The organism is Butyrivibrio sp. MC2021, assembly GCF_000621605.1.
In the GTDB taxonomy this organism is placed as follows: domain Bacteria; phylum Bacillota; class Clostridia; order Lachnospirales; family Lachnospiraceae; genus Butyrivibrio.
The window spans coordinates 1-19,226 of the sequence record NZ_JHXX01000004.1 but is presented as its reverse complement, the minus strand read 5'-3'; the positions used below and the strand labels follow the sequence as shown (position 1 = coordinate 19,226).

The 19,226-nt window shown below is 46.0% G+C and carries 12 protein-coding genes; 7 read left to right on the top strand and 5 right to left on the bottom strand.

What is annotated here, in order from left to right; all coding sequences use genetic code 11:
* The first annotated feature begins 12 nt into the window (after positions 1-12).
* A complete protein-coding gene (locus T359_RS0109680) occupies positions 13-1,359 on the top strand; it encodes an MATE family efflux transporter (RefSeq protein ID WP_026517301.1) in 1,347 nt (448 codons plus the stop codon).
* Positions 1,360-1,470: 111 nt separating this feature from the next.
* Here the strand turns inward: T359_RS0109680 and T359_RS21565 are convergent, their stop codons facing one another.
* From T359_RS21565 to T359_RS0109655, 5 genes are all read right to left on the bottom strand, one after another.
* Complete coding sequence (locus T359_RS21565; RefSeq protein ID WP_051545220.1) at positions 1,471-2,499, bottom strand: helix-turn-helix domain-containing protein; 1,029 nt, start codon at positions 2,497-2,499, stop codon at positions 1,471-1,473.
* A 160-nt stretch (positions 2,500-2,659) separates the two neighbouring features.
* Entirely contained in the window at positions 2,660-3,481 is an 822-nt protein-coding gene (gene larE / locus T359_RS0109670) for an ATP-dependent sacrificial sulfur transferase LarE (protein ID WP_026517300.1), read from the bottom strand.
* Positions 3,482-3,508: 27 nt separating this feature from the next.
* Positions 3,509-4,171 carry a methionine ABC transporter permease gene (locus T359_RS0109665; protein ID WP_330370180.1) on the bottom strand — a complete coding sequence of 221 codons (663 nt, stop codon included), beginning with the start codon at positions 4,169-4,171 and terminating at the stop codon, positions 3,509-3,511.
* A 14-nt stretch (positions 4,172-4,185) separates the two neighbouring features.
* Positions 4,186-5,160 carry a methionine ABC transporter ATP-binding protein gene (locus T359_RS0109660; RefSeq protein WP_026517298.1) on the bottom strand — a complete coding sequence of 325 codons (975 nt, stop codon included), beginning with the start codon at positions 5,158-5,160 and terminating at the stop codon, positions 4,186-4,188.
* A gap of 98 nt (positions 5,161-5,258) precedes the next feature.
* Complete coding sequence (locus T359_RS0109655; protein WP_026517297.1) at positions 5,259-6,215, bottom strand: MetQ/NlpA family ABC transporter substrate-binding protein; 957 nt, start codon at positions 6,213-6,215, stop codon at positions 5,259-5,261.
* Between the two features lie 153 nt (positions 6,216-6,368).
* On the opposite strand from T359_RS0109655, the gene T359_RS0109650 reads away from it, so the two are divergent.
* From T359_RS0109650 to T359_RS0109620, 6 genes are all read left to right on the top strand, one after another.
* Positions 6,369-7,424, top strand: a complete 1,056-nt coding sequence (locus T359_RS0109650; protein ID WP_242839076.1) for an FAD:protein FMN transferase — start codon at positions 6,369-6,371, stop codon at positions 7,422-7,424.
* A gap of 69 nt (positions 7,425-7,493) precedes the next feature.
* The gene (locus T359_RS0109645; protein WP_026517295.1) at positions 7,494-9,143 is read left to right on the top strand and encodes a spermidine synthase; all 1,650 of its coding nucleotides are present in this window, start codon (positions 7,494-7,496) and stop codon (positions 9,141-9,143) included.
* 136 nt (positions 9,144-9,279) lie between these two features.
* On the top strand, positions 9,280-11,268 hold the full coding sequence (locus T359_RS0109640) for a methyl-accepting chemotaxis protein (protein WP_026517294.1): 1,989 nt from the start codon (positions 9,280-9,282) through the stop codon (positions 11,266-11,268).
* Between the two features lie 14 nt (positions 11,269-11,282).
* Entirely contained in the window at positions 11,283-12,290 is a 1,008-nt protein-coding gene (locus tag T359_RS0109635) for a substrate-binding domain-containing protein (RefSeq protein WP_026517293.1), read from the top strand.
* Between the two features lie 83 nt (positions 12,291-12,373).
* The gene (locus T359_RS0109630) at positions 12,374-16,972 is read left to right on the top strand and encodes a leucine-rich repeat protein (protein WP_026517292.1); all 4,599 of its coding nucleotides are present in this window, start codon (positions 12,374-12,376) and stop codon (positions 16,970-16,972) included.
* Positions 16,973-17,379: 407 nt separating this feature from the next.
* A partial coding sequence (locus tag T359_RS0109620) for a leucine-rich repeat domain-containing protein (RefSeq protein ID WP_026517291.1) occupies positions 17,380-19,226 on the top strand: 1,847 nt, incomplete at its 3' end.

The window sequence follows — 19,226 nt, the reverse complement described above, 5'->3', positions numbered from 1 at the left end:
GTGGCCGGTGATATGGGATTGATGAAGGAGATCATCACCCTGATATTACCGGCTATAATTGAATATTCTTTTCAGGCCCTGGTGAATTATGCGGATTTTATCATGGTTGGAAAGCTTGGAATTGAAGCCTCCGCCACCATCGGCATAACCAATGAGGTCACCTTCCTTGTAAAGGCCGGCGTCAACGCTCTTGGCGTGGGAGTTCTCGCTTATTTTGCAAAAGAGATAGGTGCAGGAAGGAAAGATGGGTTAAAGAAGGCTGCAGCTCAGGCCTATTTTCTGGCATTGGTGATTGGAATTTTTACCACACTTATCCCGGTGGCTGCAAGTCCCTTTTTACCTGCTCTTTTAGGAGCTGAAAAAGAGATACAGGGACCGGCCTCTGTTTATTTCGCCGTGGCCTCCTCTGCAGGAGTGTTCTTCTCCTTTAATGTGGTTGCGGGAAGCATCAGAAAAGCAGCCAAGGATATGAAGACGCCGCTTTTTGTTAACGGCTTTATGAATGTGCTCAATATTATTTTTAACTATTTTCTGATCTATCCAAGTAAGCACATCAGTCTGTCAGGAATAGACATTATCATTCCAAGAGCAGATATGGGAGTTACAGGTGCTGCGGCAGGAACAGCCCTGGCTGTGGCTATCGGAGGAATATTGATGGTGTATCTAAATGAGAAGTATCTTGATACCTCCGCCAATGGAGCTATGGGAAAAATCGATCCTGACATCATCGGGAAATACATCTCTGTGGGAATACCGGCGTTTCTTACATCAGTGGTCACAAGCTTTGGCAGGGTGATATTCACAGCCATGATCGTTCCCCTGGGAACCGTTGTATATGCTGCTCATTCCATAGCCTTTACCGCTGAGTCAGCCTTTTTTATCCCCGCCGTAGGCATGGCAGGAGCGGTGGCATCCCTGTCCGGAAATGTAAGAGGAGAGGGGGATTTAAAGAAGCTGAACCGTCAGACCAACCTGGTCTGCGGACTGATAGTTGCCATTATGCTGGTGGCCATGGGAATCATGCTGATATTTGCGGACGGGATTATTTCTGTTTTTACCAAGGACCCATCGGCTCTGGAGATCGCGCCGAGACTCCTTCGCATCGTTGCGCTCAACGAGCCCATGTTTGGAATCTCCATAGTCATGCAGTATGTATTTAACGGAATCGGTAAGACCAAGCCGCCCCTTTACGTCTCAGCCTTCACCCAGTGGGTGCTTCGCGTGGGAGGTGTGTTCCTCCTTGTTCACACCCTGGGCTTTGGAATAGAGGCCGCCTGGATCTGCATGATCTCAGATAATATCGCCAGAGCAATCCTTCTATATATCTGGTATTGGGGCGCTAACAAAAAACTCATTTAAAGTGTATAATTAAATGGCAATCCGTAATGTTGGTGTATCGGTTATTGGAGGTATATATGCTAATTAATGAGCAATAAAAAGGGATTAATCCTTTTTTATTGCTCATTAGTGTTATAAAGCTTCTATCCTTTTAATTTCATCCTGAGTTTCTGTGATCAAGGCGCAATCCGGAAAGCCCCATTCTTCTTTGTAGTTTTTGATTATTCTTTCAAGGGTACTGATGGCGGCGTTGTAGTCACCTTTTATCTCGTAAATTGCTGCTTCTGCCTGAAGCGCATCACTATATCTTGGCTTTTCATCTATTTCGTAGGACATTTCAAAAAGTTCAAGTGCCTTGTCGTACTGGCATCTGTCTGCATAATAGCCTGCTGCTTCAAAAAGAGCACCGGCATCATCCTTGAAGTTTTCCAGAAGATCCTTTATCCACTGTTCAGCGATTTCCAGTTTTCCTTCCTTCAGGGCTATGCGGGCCTCGTAGACAGGGATCTGTCTCTCCTGATGATCAGCTATCTGCCTGTATCTTGCAAGCACGTCTCTTGCTTCAACAATTCTGCAATCCAAAAGAAGATTGTCCATAAGATCAAGATAGTTTCTGCCAATGTCGGGATGGTCTTTTACCAGCTCCTTGTAAAAATCAATGGTCTTCCTGTGCTGTCTTGCATTCCAGTCACATACAGCGGCGCCCTCGGCTTTCTGAAGGAGCCACTGGCACTGCTTGGCTTCAGGCCTCTTTTTCATGTGTTCCCTGGCGTAGTGGCTTACAACCTTGGCATCGCTCATCATTCTGTGGTGATAAAGATGTGCAATAAATGATTCGATTCTGCCGGGCTTGGGATAAATAGGCAACTGCTCGAAAAGGAATTCTTTTGTCTCATTGAAAACATCCTCGGACAGCACAGATTCGAAATCCAGCATGTTCTCTATTCTATGGAGCTTATCATCCACAGTGAGGTCAAAGATTTCATCAATTGTCACTCCGAAAACCATGGACAATTTAGGCAGCATGTAGATATCAGGGGCGGTGACATTGTTTTCCCATTTTGAGATTGCCTGACTGCTTATTTCAAGTTTATTTGCAAGCTCTTCCTGAGTCATGGAAGCTGCAATTCTTAAGGATTTGATCTTGGTTCCGATTTCCATTTGTTTTTACCTCGTAGTATTTTAGTGACCGGTCCTTGTTTATAGGATTATTGTATCTTCCGTCGAACCTACGGGCAATAACCGGGTTTTACAGCTGACTTAACCGGTGGTTTAGTGAACTGTGTGTCAGGCGCGGGTCTAAACCATCCGCAGGTCTCAATCACAGCGTCTCGTTCATACTTCCTGTTCTATACCCTTTTAGGTCAAGGGAAGTGTAAGCAAAGCCAAAGGCCTTGAACTCTGCACTGATTTTTTCACGAAGCGCAGGTTCCATAAGCTTTCCAAAGTCCTCCGGCAAAAGCTCAATCCTGGCCACGAAATTGGAATTGCCATGGATCCTGACTCTGAACTGTTTAAAACCAAGATCATAGAGAAGCTGCTCGCCTTTATCCACCAGGGCGAGCTTTTCTTTTGTGATGAGTTCCCCGTAGGGGAAGCGGCTGGCAAGGCAGGCGTAGGAGGGCTTGTTGTAGGTGGGAAGATCAAACTCCTCAGACAAAGCCCTGATCTCAGCTTTGGTGAGCTTTGCAGCCCTTAGGGGACTCTTTATATCAAGCTCAGCAATGGCCTTAAGTCCCGGGCGATAGTCCCCTTCGTCGTCCGCATTGGAGCCTTCCACCACCGCAGCAAAGCCCTCTTTTTCAGCCAGATCAATGAAATTCTGAAAAAGTGACTTTTTACAGATATAACATCTGTCCTTGGGATTCTCCTTAAAGCCGGGAGTTGCCAGCTCATCGGTCTCAATAACCACGTGTCTTACGCCCAGATTCTTACAGAAATCCACAGCTTCATTTCTTTCCCTCTCCGGAAAAGTGCAGGAGGTGGCGGTGGCGGCTATCACCTTGTCTCCAAGAGCCTCTTTTGCCGCATAGAGCAGCAGCGTCGAATCCACACCACTGGAAAAGGCCACGACAATACTGCCGTAGCCTTTGAGAATCTCTATTAAATCCTTATATTTTTCTGTAGCTTGAATATTTGCCATATCGAGTTTCTCCTTTCTAAAGGGAAATCAACTCATTTTTTTATACATGAAGTTACCTAACATCTGAATAGCCTGAACAAATGCGATCAGAACAATGGAGCACACAATCAGATACTCCGTCTTGTATTGCTGATAGCCGTATCGTATGGCGATATCGCCGACACCGCCGCCTCCCACGGTTCCTGCCATGGCGGAGTAGCCGATAAGGGAGATGATAAGAAGTATGATTCCGTTGAGCATTCTGGGAATGGACTCTTTTACATAAACCCTAAGCAGTATCTGGAGGTTGGATGCCCCAAAGCTCCTGGCCGCCTCGATAACTCCCGGATTGGTCTCGCGAAGGGCACTCTCAAATACCCTGGCGATAAAAGGAATCGCTGAAATGGTAAGGGGCACGATGGCCGCTTTTGTTCCGATGGATTTGCCCACCATCATTCTGGTAAAGGGAATAAGGATTACCAGAAGAATAATGAAAGGAAAGCTTCTGAACACGTTAACAATAAAACTCAGAATCTCGTAAACAAATTTGTTGGGCTTAAGTCCGTCGGGGGCTGTAAGCGTAAGTATAATGGCGGGTATAAACCCAAGTAATACAGAAAAAAGTGTTGACCAGAACACCATATATAAGGTCTGTTTAAAGCCTGTGATTATAATATCAGACATGCCTGTTGTAGATAAAATGCCGGACATGATCGTTACCTCCTTCAATCCTTTATGAGCTCCCAGGTTACGCCCATCTTATCAAGATACTTGCAGGCATTACCCAGGTCTTCTTCCTTCATATTAAGCACGAGACTTCCGTAGACATCCTCTCTGAAGTCCTCCAGCTTGGCCCAGCAGATATTGAAATTGGTGCCCAGCTCGTGAGCCATCTGTGTGACCACCGGCCTCTGATTGCCCTCTCCGAAGAAAAATAGTTTGAGATTAACCCCGGTGGTGGGAAGCTTGTCGCTACCTTCCCTGAGGAAATCCCTGATCTCATGCTCCTTGGGCCATACAAAAAGCTGCTCCGGCTTACCTACAGCAAGAACCTTGCCGTTACTAAGGAAGGCCACTCTCTGGCAGATCTGCTTAACAACCTCCATCTGGTGTGTGACCACGATGATGGTGATTCCCATTTCCCTATTTATCTTCTGCAAAAGAGCAAGAATCCCCTTGGTGATCTCAGGATCCAGGGCACTGGTGGCCTCGTCGCACAGAAGGAAAGAAGGATCAAGAACCAGGGCCCTTGCAATGGCAACCCTCTGCTTCTGACCGCCGGAGAGCTCCCTGGGCTTGGAATGAACCTTTTCCTCCAGGCCTACCAGCTTAAGAAGATTCATGATCTTTTCTTTTGCTTCAGGTGTATTGGTGGGAATTCCCCAGAACTTCATGGGGAGCGCCACATTGTGATAGACATCAAGTCTCTCCAGAAGGTTGAAGCTCTGGAAGATCATTCCCATGCGCTTCTGGAGCTGTCTTAAGTTTTTCTTGTCCTTGATGCTGACTTTGGTGCTGTCAACGATAATGGCGCCGTCGTCATAGGATTCAAGGCCGTTGATACAGCGAAGGAGCGTTGATTTGCCTGCTCCCGACTGGCCGATGATACCGAATATCTCCCCATCCTGAATTTCCATGGAGATACCCTTCAGGACCTCTGTGTTTCCAAAGGCTTTCCTTACGTCTTTTAACTCAATCATAGTTATTTCCTTATATATAAAAATTGTTTTCTTAAAGAATAACATAAAAACGGGCTGCACACCATCAAGTGAACAGCCCGGGATTTTCTAAAGAGAATTTACTGTGGATCGATAAATGATGTGATAACCGCACCCTTATAGGTCTCGTCGATGTAGGCCTGAACCTTGTCACTCTGAAGTGCCTTAACCAGGGCCTGGATCTTCTCGGAATTCTGTGAGCCGTCCTTAACTACAAGGAAGTTGGTTCTCTTAACGGTGGTCTCAGAATCGAATTCCTCGATATCAAGAGCGGGATAGGTGGCAGGAAGGTCAGCTTCCAGTGCGTAGTTTCCGTTGATGGCAGCAGCATCAAGATCAGGAAGTGAAAGTGGAAGGTTGGCTGCCTCAAGAGGTGTGATCACATAGCCGTGAGGATTGGCCTCAGCATCAGCTGTGAGAGCTGCCTCTGTAACGCCTGCATCGGTTCCGAAACCGCCGTTGGAAACAAGAAGTCCTTTCTGTACAAGAAGATCTACGGCTCTTGCTCCGTTGTCAGGGTCATTGGGAATACCGATCTCTGCGCCGTCGGGAAGTTCGCTCAAAGATTTGTACTTCTGGGAATAGATGCCCATGGGCTCGATGTGGATACCTGCAACCGCAGCCAGGTGAAGACCTGCATCAGCGTTCTGCTGGTTCATATAGCCAAGGGTCTGGAAGTAGTTGGCATCAAGCTCACCTGCTTCAAGGGATGTGTTGGGAAGTACGTAGTCCTGGAAAACAACAACCTCAAGCTCCCAGCCCTCCTCTGCAAGAACCTCTTTTACAATGTTATCAAGGATCTCAGCGTGGGGAACCGGTGTGGCACCTACGGTGATCTTCTTGTCTGTGGCATCCCCTGCGGGAGCCTCAGCAGCGGGTGTCTCTGTAGCGGGTGTCTCTGTAGCGGGTGTCTCTGTGGCGGGTGTCTCTGTGGCGGGAGCCGTTGTTGTCTCAGGAGCGCCGCTTCCGCATCCTGTCAGTGCTCCGATAGCCAGTGTGCCAGCCAGTAAAAGGCTTGTTAATACGTTCTTTTTCATAATATTCTGTCCTCCTCTTTTTCTGTTCTTTGTCTAACTGATACTAATTATACTAAACCGATAGGAAAAAGGGTAATAAAAAAATCTGAAGCCTGGCGATAAATAATCATTTATAATGATAGAAAAAGAGTTGAGGGAAAAGAGTTATCAGGTATGAACAGAAAGAAAATTGAGAAAAACTATATATACAAATTCTGCGCCGTGCTTTTATTTTGCATGGCGTTTTTGAGTGGCTGCGGTGAAAAAAAGCTTGAGACCACCACACTTTTTGCCATGGATACCATCATGGAGCTGCAGATAGTGGGAGACCCTAAGCTTCTGACTGAGGCTGAGGGCAAAATAAGAAATATAGAAAAGCTCATTTCTGTCACAGATGAAGACAGCGATATTTACAATCTGAACCGCAGCAGCACCTATGAAGTCTCCGGAATCACAGCGGATATCATGGATAAGGCCCTGACCATGTGCGGAAGAACAGAAGGCGCCCTTGATATCTCCATTTATCCTGTGCTAAAGGCCTGGGGCTTTACCACGGGAGAGTACCAGGTTCCCACCGAGGAGGAACTTTCTATTCTTACTAAAAATGTGGACTACAGACAGGTTAGTCTCAATAAAAACGGCAGCGATAACACCTTCACAGCAACTATCCCTGAGGAAATGCAGGTGGATCTCGGAAGCGTAGCCAAGGGCTATACCAGCACCATGTTGTCGGATTATTTCAGGGAAAACGGCGTAAAGAGCGGCCTTATCAATCTTGGAGGAAATGTTCAGTGCATCGGAACAAAGACCGACGGAAGTCTTTGGAAGGTGGCCATCAAGAGCCCATTTCCTGATTCATCCTCAGGAATCTACGGCGTTCTGGAGGCTGCAGATACAGCCATCATAACCTCCGGAGGCTATGAGAGATATTTTGAGCAGGATGGCCAGATCTACTGGCATATAATAGACCCGGTGACCGGAAGACCCGCTCACGCAGGGCTTTCCTCCGTGACGGTGGTGGGCAGTGACGGTATCGTCTGCGACGCCCTTTCCACAGCTCTCTTTGTAAAAGGGCTGGAGGAGTCTGTAAGGCTCTGGCAGGCCAGCAGCGACTTCGAAGCCATCTTTATCACAGAGGATGGGGAGGTCTATATTACAGAGGGCATCGCGGATTCCTTTTCCTTATCCTCGGAATACCACTCTGCGCCTGTACATGTGCTGACAAAATAGTGTACCGCATACTTTCTTTATGCTATCATGTATGAAAATGCATTTTGCGGGAGATAAGAGGTGCTGTCAGTGGAGAAGAATACAAGAACCATACTTAATAATAAGTTATTTTTATACCTTACAGAGTTTTTTGCCGGAATGAGTGTCATGGCTGTGGAGCTTGGAGCCAGCAGGCTTCTGGCGCCCTATTTCAGTTCATCCCAGATTGTGTGGACCATTATCATAGGAACCATCATGATCGCCATGGCCCTTGGCAATATCTACGGCGGCAGGACTGCCGACAAGGATCCCAACCCGGACAAGCTCTATCTTAGAATCCTTCTGGCGGCGGTGTGGATCGCCCTTATCCCTGTTTTGGGCAAATACATCATCATGGCTATTTCCGCGGTTCTTATCCTTACCATCAACAGCAATTTCCTTGTTATTGCGGCATTTCTTGCCTGTATGGTGGTGTTCGTTTATCCTCTTTTCCTGCTTGGTACCGTGACCCCGTCCCTGGCCAAGTACACCACGGATTCCCTGGAGGACAACGGTAAGATCATCGGAACTCTTGGGGCTTCCAACACCATAGGAAGCATCATCGGAACCTTCGTTCCCACCTTTATATCCATCCCTGCGGTAGGTACCGCCATCACATTTCTGATTTTTGCAGGTATTCTCATTGCCCTGGTCCTTGTATATTTCCTTAGCCCCAAAAATGATGGCAGCGGGCGAAAGGAGGGTGCCAGGCGACTTACAGCAGGAATCCTGATCTTTATCCTCTGCTGCGTCTTCGGCCATTCATCCAGCTTTGCCTTCTGGGAAGATGATCTGACCTATGAGGGTGAGTCTGTTTACAATTATCTTCAGGTAAAAGAGAACGAGCATCAGGTCATTCTCTCCACCAACGTCCTCTTCGGCGTTCAGTCCATCCTTGTGAAGGACAAGGACCTGACGGGAATGTACTATGACTACGCCATGGCAGCTCCCTACATGACCGGCATCAAGGAAAAAGAAAAGACCGGGGATAAGACAGAAATCCTTATCCTTGGCATGGGCTCAGGCACCTACGCCACCCAGCTTTCCAGATACTTCGACAATGTGAATATAAGGGGCGTGGAGATCGATGAAAAGATAACCGAGCTGGCCCACAGATATTTTGAACTTCCGGAGGAAGCGGAGGTCACCACCTACGACGGAAGGGCCTATCTCGCAGCGGATAAGAACCTCTATGACGTGATCATGGTGGATGCTTATCAGGACATCACAATTCCATTCCAGATGTCATCAAAAGAGTTTTTTACCATGGTAAAAGAGCACCTGGCTCCCGGTGGCGTAATGGTAGTCAATATGAACATGTACAGCGATGAGATATCAGATGATAGTATTAACGTATATCTGGCTGATACCATAGCGGCTGTTTTTGAAAATGTATCGGTGGTTGACGTTGCAGGCTCTACCAACAAGGAACTTTTTGCAACAGATTCGGAGGACTATCTTACGAAGCTTCGGGACAACATCCCCCTTGAGGAGAATGAAACTCTTTCATCCATGATGCAAAGAGTCAGCGACACCATCACGGATTACGAATCCAGGGGACATCTAATGACAGATGACAAAGCTCCTGTGGAGCTTCTTGGCATGAAGCAGATCGATCTCATCATTAAGGACGAGGTCTCTTATTATAAGGAAATCTATGAGAAAGAGGGCTTAAAGGGGCTTTTGGAACTTCTTAATTAAAAAGATTAAAGCAATCTTAAAAGAATGTAAAAAGAAACGTAAAACAGTATATAGAAGAGTCGTATTTGCTATAATTATTGCGAATACGACTCTTTTTTCAATTAATGCAACAAAAAGATGTATAAAGGTGACAAATATGGGTGAAAAGAAGAAAAAGACTAAAAAAATAAGTACCAAACTTATTACCTTCATTGTACCGGTTGTAGCGGCAGCAGTTGTAATTCTTGTGATTGTTGCTTCCTCTGTGACCAAATCACGAATGACTGAGATGGCTCAGGAGACCCTTGAATCCTCCATTTCCAACCAGGCGGATAACATCGAGGCATGGCTTGAGCAGAACCTGGAGTTCTTTAATACAGTCAAGTATTTCATTGAGACTCAGGAGGTTACCTATTCCAAGCTCAGGATAATACTTGATACTTACTATGGATATAATGCCAATTCTCCGGATGGTATCTATATTGGAACCAGTGACGGCAAGCTGTATACAGCTGAGGCCTCCGGCTTTTATGAGCCTGATGTAACCGGTAGTAAGTGGTATAAACAGGGTATCACCAGAGTTGATATGGCCTATGGTACAGCCTATGTCAACAATAAGGGTGAGACTGTAATCAGTGCCACCGGTATCATCAACGACGGCCAGGAAGAGCTGAAGGTTATGGGTGCGGACGTTACCCTTAACAAGATCAGTATCATCGTTAACTCCGGCGTTAAGATGCAGGATGCCAGCGCTTTCCTTGTGGATAAGACAGATAATACCATCCTTGCCCACAGGGATAATAACGTTGTGTCCACAACTCTGTCAGAGAGCAGCGCTGATGCGCTTCTTGCAGGTGCAGCCAAGGCTTTAAATGCCAATAATCTGGAAACCCAGACCATTGCAGGAAACATGGTGACCTTTAAGGAAGTTTCAGGAACAGACTGGGTTCTTGTTTCCTATATTCCTACAAATGTCATAATGAAATCCATATTGCAGATGCAGAATCTTCTTATCATCATCGGAGCTGTTTCTGTTATTCTTACAATCATCATCATTTTGTATGTTGTAAGAAGAGTTGTAGCCCCCCTTGCACATATTTCGGATAATATCAGCGCCATGTCAGATGGTGATTTCACTATTACAGTGGATTCCTCCAGCAACGATGAGATCGGTGTTATGGGCAGTAAGGTTACAGATTTCGTTTCTTCCATGAGAAAGATGCTCTCCAGTATCAGTGAGGAGTCCGAGAAGCTCAAAGAAGAGTCCGATAACTCCGACAGAGTATCCAAGTCCATGTTCGATGCGTCCCAGTCCCAGGCTGAGGCCATGAAGCAGCTGAATGAGACCGTTGATCAGCTGGCAACAGCGGTTAACGATATTGCTTCCAATGCAACAACCCTGGCAACTGTAGTGGCAGATACAAGAGAGAATTCCGATAAGGCCAATGACAGCATGAAGGAGACTGTAGAGATCTCCCAGAAGGGCCGTGATGATATGGAGAAGCTCTCCATAGCCATGACCGGCATCGAAGCTGCCAACAACGAGCTGGTTAACTCCATCAACAAGGTTGGTGCCGCTTCAGAGGAGATCACCAATATCGTTGGCATGATCGGAGAGATTGCAGAAGAGACCAATCTTCTTTCACTTAACGCTTCCATCGAGGCTGCAAGAGCCGGAGAAGCAGGAAAAGGCTTCGCGGTTGTTGCTACCCAGATCGGTAAGCTGGCACAGACCTCTGCGGAAAGTGCCCGGAATATTGCAAGCCTTATCGATGAGGTACATAAACTTATCGGAGATGCTGTGGGACAGGCCAATGCCAGTGCAGCCAGCATTCAGGAAAACAGCGAACTTATCAATGTGGCTGTAGGAACCTTTGATCAGATCTATACCAATATTCAGGAATCCAACAGACTTATCGAGGCCATGATCGAAGATGTTCAGAAGGTAGATGACGTTGCCACCAACGTAGCGGCAATTTCAGAAGAGCAGGCTGCCAGTGCGGATGAGATCCTTGCTACCTCCGAGAACATGGTTGAGATGGCTGAAAATATTACCAGGAACAGTCAGGATGTGGCTGACAACTCCCACGAGCTGGCAGGAACATCAGAGACTCTTACTGCTTATGTACAGAAGTTCAAGATTTGAGGAGGTTAAAAGAGATGCTTAAAAACAGAATTTTAAAAAGAGTATTTGCATGTGTTTTAACCGGAGCGCTGATGGTATCTGCACTTACAGGCTGTCAGGCATCCTCATCGGCATCATCTTCCGGTGGTGGAGGTAAGGGAGGAAAGCTTCTGTTTATCATTACTGATACCAATGATACCTACTTAGCTACCCTTGCAAACGCTATGGTTGAAGCAGGAAAAAACCAGGGGGTGACCCTGGATATGGTTGAGACCGGCAATGATGTACAGGCCCAGATGGATCTGATATCCCAGGCAAAATCCAAGGGATATTCCGCTATAATCCTGCGATCTGCAGATGCCAACACTGCTGTTCAGATGAACATTGCATCCAATGATCTGCCAATCGTTTATGTAAATAGCGAGCCCAGCGTTGACCACCTCAGGGCAGATAAGTATATTTACGTTGGCTCTGATGAGAATCAGCCCGGAAAGCTTCAGGCTGAGTATGTTCTTAAAAAGCTGGGTAATCCCAAGTCCCTGAATGTTATCATATTTGGCGGTGAGAGAGGACATTCAGCTACAGTAAAAAGAACCGATTCCGTTAAGACAACTCTTAAAAATAACGGTGTAGATGTCAACTACGTATTTGTTGACTATGCAGACTGGTCAGATGCCATCGCCCTGGAGAAGTTCAGGATCTTCATGAAAACAGGCCAGAGCGTGGATGCCATCTTCTGCAACAACGACACTATGGCTCTCGGAGCAGTTGAGGGCCTCAAGGAATTTGGCCTTGATTACACCAAGATCCCTGTATGCGGCGTCGATGCCTCAGCAGACGGCTGTGCTTCCATCGCAGCGGGAGAGATGCAGTTCACGGTTCTCCAGAACGCCAAGGGTCAGGCAGCAGCTGCAGTTACAGCCGCAGCAACCTTAGGAGGCGGAGGTTCCCTTACAAGCGTTGAGGGCTCCACCACAGATTGCAAGTATGTATATGTACCCTTTGAGGCTGTGGATGCTTCAAATGTAAGCCAGTATCAGTAAAAACAGTTTAGATTCGGAACAGAAAAAAAGCGATTTTCTGAACAAGGTATTTGACAGAAGGTCGCTTTTTAACGGGTGAACATATGAAGAATAAGGTATTAGCAGGATTACTTTCTTTAGCACTGGTTATTTCATGTATTGATGTTAATGCTTTTGCTGCTTTTGCGGCAACTGGCGAACAGGAAGAGTATTTGTTTGAAAAGGAGCAGGAAACTCCGGAACCGGAAGAGGCGGAGCTGCAGGCAGAACCTGAGGTTGAACATGTTACTGAAACAGAGATTACAAATGTGACCGCTGTTTCTGATCTCTTTGAATACAAAATAGATGGTGAAGAGGCTACTATAACGAAATATAAAGGAACATCCACCGTGGTGGCTATTCCCGAGACCATAGGCGAGGCCACTGTCACCGCCATCGGAGCCAATGCCTTCAAGGGAACAAATGTCATTTCCGTGGGCTTTCCCGCGACTCTGACAGAAGTGGGAGAGTACGCTTTTTATCAGTGCGAAGCTCTTGAGAACCTTAATTTCGCTGAAGGTCTTGTGAAGACAAATAAGTATTCCTTCGGAAGATGTACATCTCTTACAGAGGTTAAGCTTCCCACCACATTACAGGTGTTGGGAGATCAGGTCTTTGGTGGTTGTACTTCCCTTAAAAAGGTATTCATCCCCAAGGGAATTCAGGATGTTGATCTGGCACCCTTCAGGGAGTGCCCCCTGGAGACCGTGCTCTTCGAAGAAGGAATAACTGAACTGCCCGGAACCAAGTCCGGAGCTGTTTATGACAAAGTAGGTTTTTTGGGAGGCTCAGGCCTTGAGGAGATAGTTCTTCCCGATACCATCGAGATCATAGGCGATCAGGCCTTCAGAGATTGCAAGAAGCTTAAAAAAGTTACCTTCCCAAAGAATCTCAAAAAGATAGAGGATGGAGCTTTTGCCAACTGTATAGCTTTGGAAAAGGCTATCATTCCTGAAGGAACAGAGATTGTTGAGGAAGAGGCCTTTAAGAACTGTACCGCTCTGGCGGAGGTTTTCTTACCAAAGAGCCTTCAGGATTGCGGATTTCAGTCCTTTAACGGAACCACAGCCCTTAAAAAGATCACCTTTGAGGATGGAATCACCACCATCTGGGGAGCGAATCCAATATATAAAGAAGAAGGCATATTTGGAGGCTGCGGCGTTGAGGAGGTTTATCTTCCAGACAGCGTAACTGCGATTGAAGGCTGTGCCTTCGGAGGATGTACAAGCCTTAAGAGTATACGTCTTTCACCCAATATTACAAGTATAGGCGAAAAGGCCTTTTACGACTGCGGCCAGCTGGACGGTGTATATCTCCCTGAGGGGATAACCGCTATTGCAAAGCAGGTATTCCATAACTGTGCTTCCTTAAGTGAGATCGTAATTCCTGAGAATGTGGAGATCATCGAGTACGGTGCATTCCAGGGCTGTTCATCCCTTGGAAGTATCTACATCCCCAGAAGCGTTGGAGAGATAGAGGATAAGGCCTTCATGGACTGCACATCTCTCAAAGCCATAGAATTTGAGGTCCATAACCTCTACACCACAGAGCAGAAGCTGGGAGATGACGTTTTTAACGGCTGCACAGCCCTTACGGATATCCAGCTGGGCAACAGGATTGCCAAAATAAAGAAGGGCACTTTTGCCGGCTGTACTTCTCTTAAGGAGATTCAGATACCCTACGGTGTAACCACTGTGATAACCGGAGCCTTTTCCAAGTGCAACAAGCTGGAAATCCTCTTTGTGCCTTCATCCGTGGAGATCTTCGGAACCACCGATGATGAATTTGAGCGAAGCTATAACCATGTGCCTCTGGTATATGTGGAAAAGGGCAGCAGCAACGCAAGAAACTATGCCCTGGCACTTGGCTGGGATGTGGAAGTGGGAATCTGGAACGTGGACATCGAGGACGAATCCAATGAATTCCCGGATAAGAACTTCAACAACCAGCTCCATGAGCAGAAGGTTGATATAAACATCGATACAAGGCTTACCCTCAGGGAAGTTGAGGCCTGCAAGAATCTGGAAGTTTCAGCAAAAGAAATAAAGGATGTAACGGGACTTCAGCTCCTTACAAGCCTTGAAGCTCTCGATATTTCAGAGAACCGGATAGAGACTTTCTTTGCGGGAGATGAAAATACTCTGGCATCTCTCACAGGACTGAAGCTCCTTGACTGTTCATCAAATAAGCTGCAACTCATTGATCTTTCGAACAATGCTGAGCTTACTGACTTAAACTGCGGTGACAACATGCTCTTTGCTCTGGACCTTAGTAATAATAAAAAGCTGTCAGAGCTGACAGTGGGAGAGCAGTATCCCGTGGGCACTATGTCAGATAGCGACTATTTTGATAACATCCTTGATCTCAAGGCAATTTACGGGGATCAGTTTAGCAAGAACTCTGTAAGTAATATAAGCGATGAATATCTGAAGGAAGGTGAAGAAGCCTCTACGGAAAATGAGGGCATTGTCTGGAGTAAGGCTTACCACGTGCCGGATCTCTTTACCTATGATTACAAGGTGAGCTACGGAATGGGTGCCACCAAGAACATGAAAGTTACGGCCGTTATAACCAATGCAGGCCTGACCCGTGACAGCGAGGAAATAGCTGCCGCATATCCTGACGGTAACTTCAGGACAGCCGTTTTTGCCCTTCTTGATGCCAACGGAAACGAGAAACTTTCAAGAACTGAGGAGAGAATGGCCAAGACCCTGGATGTAAGCGGCCGTGAGATAGGCAGTGTCACCGGTATGGAGAGATTCTGGAGCCTTGAAGACCTGAATGTAAAGAATAACGAGCTTACAGCTATTGATCTCAGCGCAAATAAGAAGCTTACAAAGCTTCAGTGCGACAACAACTTCCTTACAGCACTGGACCTTAAGGAGAATACTGCTATTACAGATCTGTACATCGGTGGAAATGGTCTGGCAGCAGTCGATATCGCCGGACTTACCGCTCTTGAAAACTTCCGGGCCGGAAAACAGCGTGTGGTTTTGGAGGCAGTGACTGAAGGAGAGCTGAACAACATCGATATCAAGAGTTATGATCCTTCTTTTGACAGGGAAAAGGTCTTTGATTATACGACTCTTGACGCCAATGACAATGCGACTGCAAAAGAGATCACTCTAACGGATACAGGATTTACAGTACCCAGTGATGTGCCTTTTATTAGGTATAACTGGAGAACTGACAAGGGAGATATGCAGGTAACAGTAGCTATTATTGGTGTTACAGAGCCTGTTAACCCTGAACCGGAGCCAATTCCTGAGCCTGACCCTGAGGATGATGAGGAGACCGGAAGAGATCCCGGATTTAAGCCGGAGGCGGAGAGCTTCGACATATACCTTGTGAAGGGCCAGACCTGCACATTCCCTGCAACCTACGGAGATTTGGATGGGGAAGCGGAGAATGCAGGTGAAACCATAGCCTGGAAGACCTCCGATAAGAATACAGTGGCTGTTTCTTCAGGGAACAAGATCAAGGCCAAGAAGAATACTCTGGCAGCCAATGCGGTATATGTCTATGACGGCAGCAGTACTGAAGACAGCCGTTATGTATACAGTGTATATGTAGTTACACCTAAGATAGTGAAGATCGAGGGAACCACTGCATCTGATTATAAAAAGACGGATGTTATAGCCGGAGATTCCATAACCCTGGGAGTTGAAGGCCTTGGAGCCAATGAGGCCTATGCTGAGGCTTACAAGATCTCCTGGTATTCTTCCAATGAAGAGATAGCAAAGGTTACTGATGGTGTAGTGAAGACCTATGCCAAGGGTACAGCGAAAATAACAGCATATATCAATGGCAGTGCATACACTGCCCAGGTAAAGGTGGTTGATAAGGCTGCTATCGGAAAGATAGCCAACAAGCAGCATATCACCCTGGTTCCGCTGCAGGCTGAAAAGCTGAAGTTCAGTGATCCAGGCTTCAAGGCATCAGGCCTTAGCGTCTTTGAAGTAACCGAAGAGGGCGAAATGAAAGCGGTGCCTTCCTATGACTCCAAGAATAACAGTACTGATGTTAAGAACAAGATATCCTACTATCAGAACAGTGTTGTCCGCATCACCCCGGCAGGAAAGATAACAGCTGTAGGTGTTGGAACCACAGCTCTTGCTCTGGCAGATAAGAACAATAACATCCAGTATATAACAGTGACAGTTACGAAGCCTGTCACCAATACGGTATATCTGAATCTGGGAGGCAGCAAGACCCTGAAGCACTACAAGGTAACTGCAAAGAAGGCAACCTGGTCCAGCTCCGATGCTTCAATAACAGACGGTAACGCCGGCGCAGGAAAGATCAAGGGTGGAAAGCCGGGCTTTGCAACGGTTACCTGCAGCTATGATCCCTATGGCACCGGAACCCCTATAGAATATAAGACATTTGTTATTGTAGAAGACCCGAGACTTGTGGCTGATGAAGAGAAGCTCATGACCGTAACCTCGGCCAAGGGTAATTCAGCAAAGCTCGAGCTCAAAGTGGGCGACAGATACGTAATAGATGATAACCTTAAATATCAGGCGGTTATCTATACTAGTACCAAGCTCGATGTGGCCTTCGTAAATGATGCAGGCGTTATCATAGCAAGGGCTCCCGGTAAGACAACTATCAGGACCAATGTGAACGGAAAGAAGCTTACCATCAATCTCGTTGTTAAATAAACACAGATGTTACAAAAAGAAAAGTCAGGCACTGGGGTGCCTGGCTTTTGTTAAGGAGGCCGGTCATGAACATGAAGGGAATGTTCTGACCGTACTTTTCCTGCAGCATCTTCTGCAGGGTAAAACCTTCGATCTCTGGCATGCGCAGGTCTGAGAGTTGTGTTTCGCCATGGCAATTACCTCGTAAAAAGCTACATTAATCCTAACATATAAGCCCCTTTACAGATATGTAAAAAACTGATAATAATCTATAAAAAGTATATATTTATATGAAATAATCAATCAGAACCCAGGCATTACGTGATAAAATTATTCATATAGAGGAGAATCAGCATTGGTTACAACGTGGGAATTATTAAAATAATATAAAATACAGTTTTTTATGTTTTTCTTTCAGGAGGGTGTGTATGTCTAAACGGTTTCTTTCTATTGCACTGGTATTATCTCTTGTATTCTCATCAATTGATTTCTCTACAATTGCATATGCTGCAGAGGATAGTGACAAGTCTGGATATTCCGAGGACTTAGGTTACGAGGAAGATTCGGAATTTGATGAGGAATCAGGATTAAGTGAGGAGTCAGAGGAAAACTCTTTAGCTGAGGCTGTTTATACTGAGGGCGACTTTGATTACACTACCTACGACGAACTTGAGCAAACCTATGCGGAGATCACCGGATATCATGGAGCCGGAGGGAACGTTGAAATTCCGCAAAAAATCGCTGGGTATCAGGTTACTGCAATTGGAGATTCGGCGTTCATAAATAGAACAGATATTACAGGAATAAAGCTTCCTGAAGGCATTGAAGCGCTTGGTGGAAGTGCATTTGAAAATACTGCAATAACATCTATCTTTATTCCTAAAACCCTGACCAAGGTGTACTCCTATGGAGGCTGCTTTAAAGGCTGCACTGAACTTAAGACGATAGAGCTTGAAGAAGGGCTTACTGTAATACCGCAGTGGCTCTTTGTAGAGGCGGAGAGCCTTGAGAGTATAACAATCCCTGCAACAGTAACAAGTATAGAGGAGTATGCATTTTGGGGCTGCACTGGCCTTACGAGCGTGAAGCTTTCTGAAGGGCTTGAAACCATTGGGATGAGCGTATTCTATGGATGCACAGGTCTTACAAATATAGAACTGCCTGATAGTGTAAAGAGTATTGGTGACTGTGCGTTCCTTGACTGCACAAAGCTTCAGACTGTAAATTTACCAAAGAACCTTGAAAAGCTGGGAAGAAATGCATTTGAAAATACTGCTATAGAATCAATAACAATTCCGAAGAGCCTGAAAGATGTCGATTATGGATATTGCTTTAAGGACTGTGCAAATCTTAAGACCATAGCGTTTGAAGAAGGTATCACGCAAGTACCGGCAAATCTGTTTCTTGGAGCAGAGAGCATAGAGAGCGTAACGATACCAGAAACGGTGACCACAATTGAGGAGTACGCATTTCAGGAATGTACAGGCCTTAAGAGCGTGAGGTTTTCTGAAGGGCTTGAAACTATAGAAAAGGCTGCGTTTAACGGATGTAGTGCTCTTACAGATGTTGAGATACCTGATAGTATAAAGAGCATTGGTGATAATGCGTTTTACGACTGTACCAAGCTTGAGACAGTAAAGCTTTCAAAGAATCTTGAAGCACTTGGCGGAAGTGCATTTGGAAACACGGCAATAAAATCTGTCTTTATCCCTAAAACCCTGACCAAGGTATACTCCTATGGATGCTGCTTTAAGGGCTGCACTGAACTTAAGACGATAGAGCTTGAAGAAGGCCTTACTGTAATACCGCAAAGGCTGTTTGAAGAGGTGGAGAGCCTTGAGAGCATAACAATTCCTGCAACAGTAACAAGTATAGAGGAGTATGCATTTTGGGGCTGTACTGGCCTTACAAGCGTGAAGCTTTTTGAAGGTCTTGAAACTATTGGACAGTGTGTTTTTTATGGATGCACGGGTCTTACAAAACTGGAACTTCCTGATAGTGTAAAGAGCATCGGAGATCTTGCTTTTTGTGAATGTACAAATCTTAAGACTATAAATTTGCCAAAGAGCCTCGAAAAGCTGGGAAGAAATGCTTTTCAGAATACAGCTATAGACTCTGTAACCATCCCGAAGGGCCTGAAGGATGCCGATAATGGTTATTGTTTTAAGGACTGCGCTAATCTTAAGACAATAGAGTTTGAAGAAGGTATCACGCAAGTACCGGCAAATCTGTTTCTTGGAGCAGAGAGCATAGAGAGCGTAACGATACCAGAAAC

Excerpts from the sequence above, each read along its gene's own strand:
- T359_RS0109660 (WP_026517298.1), bottom strand. The coding sequence starts at position 5,160 with ATGATTGAGTTAAAAGACGTAAGGAAAGCCTTTGGAAACACAGAGGTC.
- T359_RS0109665 (WP_330370180.1), bottom strand. The coding sequence starts at position 4,171 with ATGTCCGGCATTTTATCTACAACAGGCATGTCTGATATTATAATCACA.
- T359_RS0109630 (WP_026517292.1), top strand. The coding sequence starts at position 12,374 with ATGAAGAATAAGGTATTAGCAGGATTACTTTCTTTAGCACTGGTTATT.
- T359_RS21565 (WP_051545220.1), bottom strand. The coding sequence starts at position 2,499 with ATGGAAATCGGAACCAAGATCAAATCCTTAAGAATTGCAGCTTCCATG.
- T359_RS0109655 (WP_026517297.1), bottom strand. The coding sequence starts at position 6,215 with ATGAAAAAGAACGTATTAACAAGCCTTTTACTGGCTGGCACACTGGCT.
- T359_RS0109680 (WP_026517301.1), top strand. The coding sequence starts at position 13 with ATGGGATTGATGAAGGAGATCATCACCCTGATATTACCGGCTATAATT.
- T359_RS0109635 (WP_026517293.1), top strand. The coding sequence starts at position 11,283 with ATGCTTAAAAACAGAATTTTAAAAAGAGTATTTGCATGTGTTTTAACC.
- larE (WP_026517300.1), bottom strand. The coding sequence starts at position 3,481 with ATGGCAAATATTCAAGCTACAGAAAAATATAAGGATTTAATAGAGATT.
- T359_RS0109650 (WP_242839076.1), top strand. The coding sequence starts at position 6,369 with ATGAACAGAAAGAAAATTGAGAAAAACTATATATACAAATTCTGCGCC.
- T359_RS0109640 (WP_026517294.1), top strand. The coding sequence starts at position 9,280 with ATGGGTGAAAAGAAGAAAAAGACTAAAAAAATAAGTACCAAACTTATT.